Here is a 286-nt window from a genome sequence, read left to right on the forward strand (position 1 = left end):
TGGAGCCGCAAGGAAGCCTGCCTGAAGGCCATCGGCGTGGGCCTGCTGGTGTCGTCGCAGACCTTCGAGGTGGGCCTGGCGCCGGAGCGCCGCAGCGGCGAGCTCTCGGTGGCCGGCCGCATCCTGTGGCTGGTGGTGGGGCCGGCGCCCGAGCGGCTCGACTGCGTGGGCTCGCTCGCCGAATGGCGCCAGACCGCAGCCCGCGCCCAGTCGTTCGGGTCGGATGACGGCGGCACACACATGAGCCGGTCGACCGCTCCCAAGACGAGCACTGCAGCGCGCTACG

General features: G+C 73.1%; 1 pseudogene. It reads left to right on the forward strand.

The window, feature by feature from the left end:
* Positions 1-286: pseudogene (locus ACZYSP_RS35550) on the forward strand (hypothetical protein); the annotation flags it as partial.

Source organism: Variovorax sp. F042, from assembly GCF_057814215.1.